This window comes from uncultured Methanobrevibacter sp. (assembly GCF_947170395.1).
Lineage (GTDB): Archaea > Methanobacteriota > Methanobacteria > Methanobacteriales > Methanobacteriaceae > Methanocatella.
In genome coordinates this window covers 26,136-33,663 of sequence record NZ_CAMVTE010000025.1, presented here as the reverse complement: position 1 = coordinate 33,663, position 7,528 = coordinate 26,136, and the positions used below count along the sequence as shown (strand labels likewise).

6 protein-coding genes are annotated in these 7,528 nt (G+C 39.3%); all 6 read left to right on the top strand.

Features of this window, described 5'->3' with window-relative positions:
- Positions 1 to 184 precede the first annotated feature (184 nt).
- The 6 genes from Q0W04_RS07705 (at position 185) to Q0W04_RS07680 (ending at position 7,508) form a co-directional block, all read left to right on the top strand.
- Positions 185 to 1,291, top strand: a complete 1,107-nt coding sequence (locus tag Q0W04_RS07705) for an RtcB family protein (RefSeq protein WP_298501649.1) — start codon at positions 185 to 187, stop codon at positions 1,289 to 1,291.
- A gap of 21 nt (positions 1,292 to 1,312) precedes the next feature.
- Positions 1,313 to 2,113 (top strand): SIS domain-containing protein, encoded by an 801-nt coding sequence (locus Q0W04_RS07700; RefSeq protein WP_298501646.1) that lies wholly within the window; start codon positions 1,313 to 1,315, stop codon positions 2,111 to 2,113.
- Between the two features lie 49 nt (positions 2,114 to 2,162).
- Positions 2,163 to 2,963: an FHA domain-containing protein gene (locus tag Q0W04_RS07695; RefSeq protein WP_298501643.1), complete on the top strand. Its 801-nt coding sequence runs from the start codon at positions 2,163 to 2,165 to the stop codon at positions 2,961 to 2,963.
- A gap of 31 nt (positions 2,964 to 2,994) precedes the next feature.
- Entirely contained in the window at positions 2,995 to 6,537 is a 3,543-nt protein-coding gene (locus tag Q0W04_RS07690) for an Hsp70 family protein (protein ID WP_298501640.1), read from the top strand.
- A gap of 61 nt (positions 6,538 to 6,598) precedes the next feature.
- On the top strand, positions 6,599 to 6,736 hold the full coding sequence (locus tag Q0W04_RS07685) for a hypothetical protein (protein WP_298501637.1): 138 nt from the start codon (positions 6,599 to 6,601) through the stop codon (positions 6,734 to 6,736).
- Positions 6,737 to 6,740: 4 nt separating this feature from the next.
- Positions 6,741 to 7,508 (top strand): metallophosphoesterase, encoded by a 768-nt coding sequence (locus tag Q0W04_RS07680; RefSeq protein ID WP_298501634.1) that lies wholly within the window; start codon positions 6,741 to 6,743, stop codon positions 7,506 to 7,508.
- Positions 7,509 to 7,528 lie beyond the last annotated feature (20 nt).

Genomic DNA, 7,528 nt, shown 5'->3' with positions numbered 1-7,528 from the left:
TTGAGTGAAAAATAATCTAGGAATCCTAGCCTTCTATAAGGCGAGGTTGTTCAATTAATTATGACCCAACGAAAAGATAGTGATTCTTTTTCATTTTCATATGCTTCTTTAAAGATTTTCCTTTAACCAAGTTAAATAATATGCAAATTATATATTTAAATAACTGAAGATGTGAGGTGATAATATGTTTGAACTCAAGGGAAAATATGCAACTGCAAAGGTTTTCGCAGACGATGTTGAAAGCGAGAGCATTTCCCAGGTAATCCAATTCCTAAACCAGCCTATAGCCCAGGGCCAGACCATCCGCATGATGCCCGACATTCATCCCGGTTCAGGCTGCACCATAGGAACCACAATGACAATTAAGGATAAGGTAGTTCCAAATCTTGTGGGATCAGATATCGGCTGCGGAATGGAAGTAGTATACCTTGACTGCGATGAAATCGATTTTAAACGATTGGACGGGATTGTTCGAACCAGAGTGCCTCACGGATATGACAAAAGAGCCGTACCCCACAGGTTCATGAAAGACATTGACCTTACAGAACTTAAATGCTATTTTGACCTTGAATCAGCAAGTGAAGGCAATTTCACTCTTGGAACTCTTGGAGGCGGCAACCATTTCATTGAAATTGAGCGGACCGCCGAGGGGGATTTGATTCTGGTTGTCCACTCGGGAAGCAGAAGGATTGGGGCTGATGTTTGCGAATACTACCAGAACCAGGCTCTAAAGGAATTCAAAAGGTTCCACAACATGGCTTCACATAAGGATTTGATTTACTGCGAAGGCAAACTGTTTGAGGATTATCTTCACGACATGCAGATTATGCAGGATTATGCCTCACTTAACCGCAGGGCAATTGTGGAGACAATATTGAGCGGATACGGAATGGATTATACCAAATCATTCACTACAGTCCACAACTACATTGATTTGGACAGGATGATTTTAAGAAAAGGTGCCGTTTCAGCCCTTAAGGGTGAAACCCTAATCATTCCGATGAACATGAGGGACGGATCGCTGATTTGTGAAGGCAAGGGAAATCCTGACTGGAACTTTTCAGCTCCCCATGGTGCCGGACGTATTTTAAGGCGTTCAAGGGCAAAGCGTGAGCTGTCTGTTGATGAATATAGGCGTGAAATGGATGGAATTTTTTCAACATCTGTCAGTGAAAGTACAATCGATGAATCTCCAATGGCATATAAGCCGATGGAGGCAATTTTAAATAATGTCGATGACACAGTTAAGATTGTAGATATTGCAAAACCTGTCTATAATTTTAAAGCTTGAAAATATCGTGAGTTGGAAAATATGTCTGAGTTAAAATACATGGGTTTGTCCCTTGATGAAATATTGAAAAACCTGAACAGGTCCAAAGAAGTTATTGACAAACAGGAAGATGCAATCTGTCAGTTTCGTGACGTGATTTTATCAGCATCAAACAAAAGGATTTCACCTAAAAGAAAATCGACCATTTATCTTGCCGGTGCCGGAAGGTCAGGACTCGTTGCAAAGGCGTTTGCCATGAGGCTGATGCATCTGGGATTTTACGTTTACGTTTTCAATGAAACAATAGCTCCTCCCGTAAAGGAGGGGGACATTATAATCATAGTTTCAAAGTCCGGCAAATCCAACTCCATCACTCAGATAGTTGAGGATTCCAAAATAGACAATGTCAGGTTCCTAGCGGTTTGCGGAAATACCGAAAGCGAACTTGCACTAAACTCCGATGCAAGAATCGTCATTGATTCTCTTCCTCAAAGCCTGGTTAAGCCGGAAGATGCAGACATTAAGGAGTTCATGGATTCTCTGCCGAGAAGACTGGCCAACTTTGAAAGTGATGGCGAAACCAAGGAAAAGATCGCCAGACTTCCTGCAAGCTCAGCGGATTTGACCAACAGACAATTAAGACAATCAATCGAGGATTTGCCACAAGAGATTCGGGCAATAAGCAACATTTACCGTCCTTTTGAGCTGATATTGATGGGAACTGCATTTGAATTGTCTGCTCTGATAATCCTTGATTCCTTGGTAAATGAGCTGATGTGGCATTTGAATTTGCGTGAAAAGGATTTGAAGGCATATCATGATGTTTTAAGCAGTTCGATTTAAAATTTATATATTGATTAGAATAAATCTTATAATAATAAGGAGATTAAATATGAGTGATTCAGAAATGGAAAAGACAGTGATTTTGGATTCCGATTCAAATTTGATATCAGAGAAATTATCTGCCGTAAACAACGAGGTCAGGTTTTCAATACTGAAGATTCTGAGGGATTTTGATAAGGAAAATAAACGTGAATCTGGTGAATATAAAAAGGAACCGTTATATTCTCGTGAAATCAACTCTCTCCTTTTACAAAGTTATAATATTGATATAACAACCCAAATGTTAGGTCAACACTTGAAGCAGCTTGTTGAAGCAGGTTTAATCAGGGAAGTAAGCGTTAAAAAGGAAGTTCCCAATAAGATAGGTCCGAGGACTGTAAAGGCGTTTGTCCTTAAGGAGGATGCATTTGAAGATTTGTTTTTGGATATCAACTTCCTGTCAGATGAACTTTTGACATTCTTTAAATTATATAAAACCAATCAGCGTTTCTGTGATGAGGAAAACTGCGTTCTGACAGTTTTCAACGGTGTTGACAAGGGAAAAACATTTAAGGTTAATAAAAATGAAACTGTTTTAATTGGAAGGAAAGGAAATTTCTCAACCGGTGATTTGGATTCGTTTGCAGTTCTTCTTGATAACAGCTATGATACTGTTTCAAACGTTTCAAAACCTCATCTGAAGCTATACTATAAGGATGATGGCTGGTACATTCTGGATGAAGACAGCTCAAACGGAACATTCATAGCGGACAGGGAAATTCCTAAAGGTAGAGCCACTAAATTAAACAACAATTCCTTTATTAAATTGTCTAAAGGTAATGGTGGAGCAGTTATCTATTGTTCTTTCTAATTAGATTTTTGAATCTAATTTGGTGGTTTTGGTGGACTTTGATAAAGCAAAACAGATGGTTGATGATTTTTCCAATGGAAAGTTTGAACTTCAAAAATTCCTGGGGGAAGGATCGTTTGCGGAGGTTTATCTTGTAAAGCATAACTATCTCAAAAACCTCATGGCAATGAAGATTATCAAGGAGCCTTTGAGTTCAACCACCAACATAAATTCCATTTTTCAGGAGGTCCAGCTTGCAATTGACCTTCGCCATGAAAACATCATCGCAATCTATGATGCCGGAGTTATGGACGTCTATGAAAATGACGTAAAACAGAAGAAAGCTTATTTTTTAATGGAATATGTTCCCGGAGGGGACCTGCAGCAATATCTGAATTCTTTCATAAATTCCGATATTCTGATGCCGATTACAAGGGTTTTGAACCTGACTGAACAGACACTGAACGGTTTGAATACTCTCCACTCGGCAAAGCCTCCCATAATTCACAGGGATTTGAAGCTCAACAACATCCTTTTAAGCTATAACCAAAGCGGTGAAATAGTTATTAAAATTTCCGATTTCGGCTTTGCAAAGCAGGTGACAAAAGGCATTTCCGACATTGACATTGCAGGTACAAGGCCTTACATGGCTCCCGAATGCTTCAGGAAAATCTCATCAACACAAAGCGACATGTATGCGGTAGGAGTTATTTTATATCAGCTTTTAACCAACAGATATCCCTATAACATCAACGAATTCGGCATTGATGAGATGCTGGAGTTAAAGCCATGGGATGAGGAACTTATTTTACCAAGCCATTACAATGAACGGGTTTCACCGGAGCTTGACGCAATTGTATCCAAATGTCTTGATGCGAATCCCAAAAACAGATATCATGATGCAATGGACCTTTTGGAAGACATTGAAAAGGTAGCTGAGAAATACCGCTCTAAACAGTCTTTTGACGAAAGCGTCAGGGCACAATACAGTGACGATTACTTTGAATACATAATAAATGATTCTCTTAAAAAGGCATTCTTTTTGGCCAAATGTGAAAACGGACTGGCAGAAGCCATTGAAATATTGGAAAGGGAACTTCTTCAGGATTATGACATAAGAAAATGCTACGGCGAGACATTGAGGATGTGGAAATCTCAACATCCTGACATCAAGCTTGTTTCCAAGGCGTTCACAGTCAACTTAAGGGGAGATAATTATAAGCTTTCATGCAACCTTTTAATGGAGGCTATGGCTTATAATCCTTCCATAAAAAACAGATATTGTCATTACATTGATTTGTGGGAGATTTTCATAGACCTTGCAAAGTACGGCAATCTGATTAAGGCGGTTTTAAGCCTTGAGGATTTGATGGCCTCAAACAGCCAGATAGAAAAAATATATTCAAATATAATCAGCACGTTAAAGACATATTCCACAGAGGAAATCATTGCAGATGCCATAAGGCTTGCAGGTATAAATCAGCTGGCAGATGCAGCCAATCTGATGGAATTTGCAGTTGTAGGTGACGTTCGGGCAAGGGCAAAATATTCCTATAAGCTGTCACTGTGGAAACAGAACATGAAGTTGCATCTAAAAATGGACGGCAAACTTAAAAACGATTCAATCGACTATGCAATTGATTTGGGAACAACTGATTCTGTAATATCCTATTTCAACAATGGAAAACCGGTCATAATCAAAAACTATAAGACAGGTGATGATTTCACTCCTTCAGCAGTTCTGATTGACAATAACAACAATGTCCGTGTTGGAGCCGATGCAAGAAATGCGCTGGTTGAGGACGGAAAAAATGCAGTATCCGAGTTTAAACATAATATGGGCTTTCCGGTTCCATTCAAGTTTGAAAACTCTTCACGCGTAATGCTTCCCGAAGAGTTGTCTGCAGAAATCCTTAAGGAATTGAGAGTATCTGTTTTCAGCCAATACGGCGTGAGCATTGACCATGCAGTTATCTGCGTTCCTGCAAATTCAAACCCGATTAAAACAAAGGCAGTCAACGATGCAGCCAATCTGGCGGGATTCCGTTCATACAGTCTCATATTGGAACCTATTGCAGTGGGACTTGCATATGGTCTGCAGAACTCCAGCGGAACATGGATAATATATGATTTGGGTGGAGGAACATTCAACGTTTCAATTTTAAAAAACAGTGATGGTGAAATTGAAAAGATTGCAACCGATGGTCTGGACAATCTGGGAGGAAACGTGTTTGACTGGGCAATCGTGGAAGACATTCTTGTTCCGGTCATTTGTGATGATTTGGATTTGGATGATTTCGCCCGCAGCAATCCACGCTACAGGAAAATATTTTCAAAGCTCAAAATAGCTTCCGAAACAGCCAAAAAGGAGTTGTCCCAATCCCTAGAGACAGACATATTCATTCACAATCTCTTTGACGGCTATGACTTTAACTATACTTTAACACAAAAGCAGTTAAGCCAGATAATTACTCCTCTTTTGGCAAATACCTTTGATTTGGTTCATAACCTGTTGGATGAAAACTCCATTTTGGATGCAGATGTCGACAGAATTGTTCTTGTTGGAGGCTCATGCTTAAGCCCGATTGTAAAGCAGGCAATTCGCGATGAGTTTGACATCCCTCTTGAGGACAGTCTTGACCCGTTAACCGTCGTTGCAAAGGGAGCTGCCATCTATGCGGGATCACTTGAAAAGCCGCATGTTGACGTCAATGTTGATTTGATGTCTGTGGTTATCCGCTCTCTTGAAGATGCATATGTGGGAAGGGTTTTCTCACAGGATTTGAAATTTTCATTTTTAGGCTATGACATCGAATTTGAAAACCTCAAAAATCATACATCTCAAAGGATACCTGTAAACATTGACGGAACGTTCAGGGCATTCATTGAAAAGGGAGAATATGAAATCAGACTCTATAATGGTGATAAGCGTATTGCACTTGATAAGAAATCTCCTAATGAAATTAAATATGATAAAATTTCAATTCCGTTTTTCAACGACGAATTTTCAACTGCAATCGACAACATAGACCTTGACAGGCTTGTTTTCAAATACATAAATCTCATAAAGCACATCGATTATCTAAGACAGTACTCATACATCGGAAAAATAGACATTCTTGATTATGCCCAAAGGCTGATTGAAATAGCCAAAAGGGATGAAAGCGCCATAAATCAGACCCTTATTTATGTCAATCACTTGGAAATATTGGTTGATGAGGCAAGCGATGAGTTTGAATTCAACAGCCTTCTTGAAAACGTTAAAAACAAAATCAGTATCGCATCAGAAAAGGGCATGTTTGAAGTTGACGGTATAAATGAAAGGCTACAGTCAATCTGTGAAAACAGGGACTTCAGTGAACTGGCGAAAATCCACTCCGAGCTTATTGAAAGCTATGTGTCCCTCAACAGGGATGATGTTATTGTAGATGTGTTCTTTAATCTGAGGTATGATGGAATATTTTCAACCAGCAAGTCCCTGGCGGAGGAATTCATCAAGGATGGGCTGGCTGCACTCAACGGTTCGGATTATCATGAACTGTTTTCGGTAGTAAAGAAATTGTATGAAATTGACGAGAGGAATTTTTATAGCTAAATGAAAAGCTTTAGCCGATTTAAATATATAGGGGATTAAAATAACTATTAGAGGTAATTGAATGGAAAATCATGATGATTCATTGAAACCTACAGTGGTATTGAATAAAAGCAATTCGGATGGATTTTTGGATTTTAACACCACATCCGATTTAAAGCAGGTTATTCGCGCACTGAACAAACTGATTCAAAGCAGGTGATAGTATGATTAACCCTAAAATGATTGAACTTCCTAATCATGGTCGTCTGATAGTCGTAACAGACCTTCATGGGAATCTGGATGATTATAACTATTATGTAAATCTCTGGGATGAAAGCGACACTGATTTTCACATTGTATTTGTGGGGGATTTGATTCACGGCCTTGACATGGACAGTGACGGGTCTGTTGAAATCCTTGATGATGCAATGTCAAAGTCCTCACAGTTTGCCAATTTCCACACTCTTCTGGGAAACCATGAATGGGCTCACATAACCCACAAGACAATCTATAAAAACCATGAGGATTTGCTTATGAACTTTAAAAATCTGGTTTCATTCAAAAAGGGATACATCGAACCGGCACTTACCAACTACATCAGATTCTTCAAGACAATGCCATATTTTGCAAGAACCGCAAACGGCATTTTCATATCTCATTCGGGCCCTTCAGCCAAGATCCGTTCGATTGAGGCATTCAACAGGATGTTTGAGGATGGCTATTCAAGCCCTATGTTGTATGATTTTTTATGGAACCGATTTACGAAGGTTACCCAGTACACAAGAGAAGATGTGGACAGGTTTTTGGACATTGTGGGATGTAAATGCATGGTTGTCGGGCACTGTCCTGTTGAAAGCTATGAGCTTTTCTCAAACCAGATTATCATGTCCTCAAGCTTTGATACAAAGGTCAAGACATATCTGGACATTGATTTGTCCGCTGATGTGGATTCAATCAAAGATGTGCAGAAGCAACTGAAATTCAGAATCTAGATTTTTAATGACAATGTTTA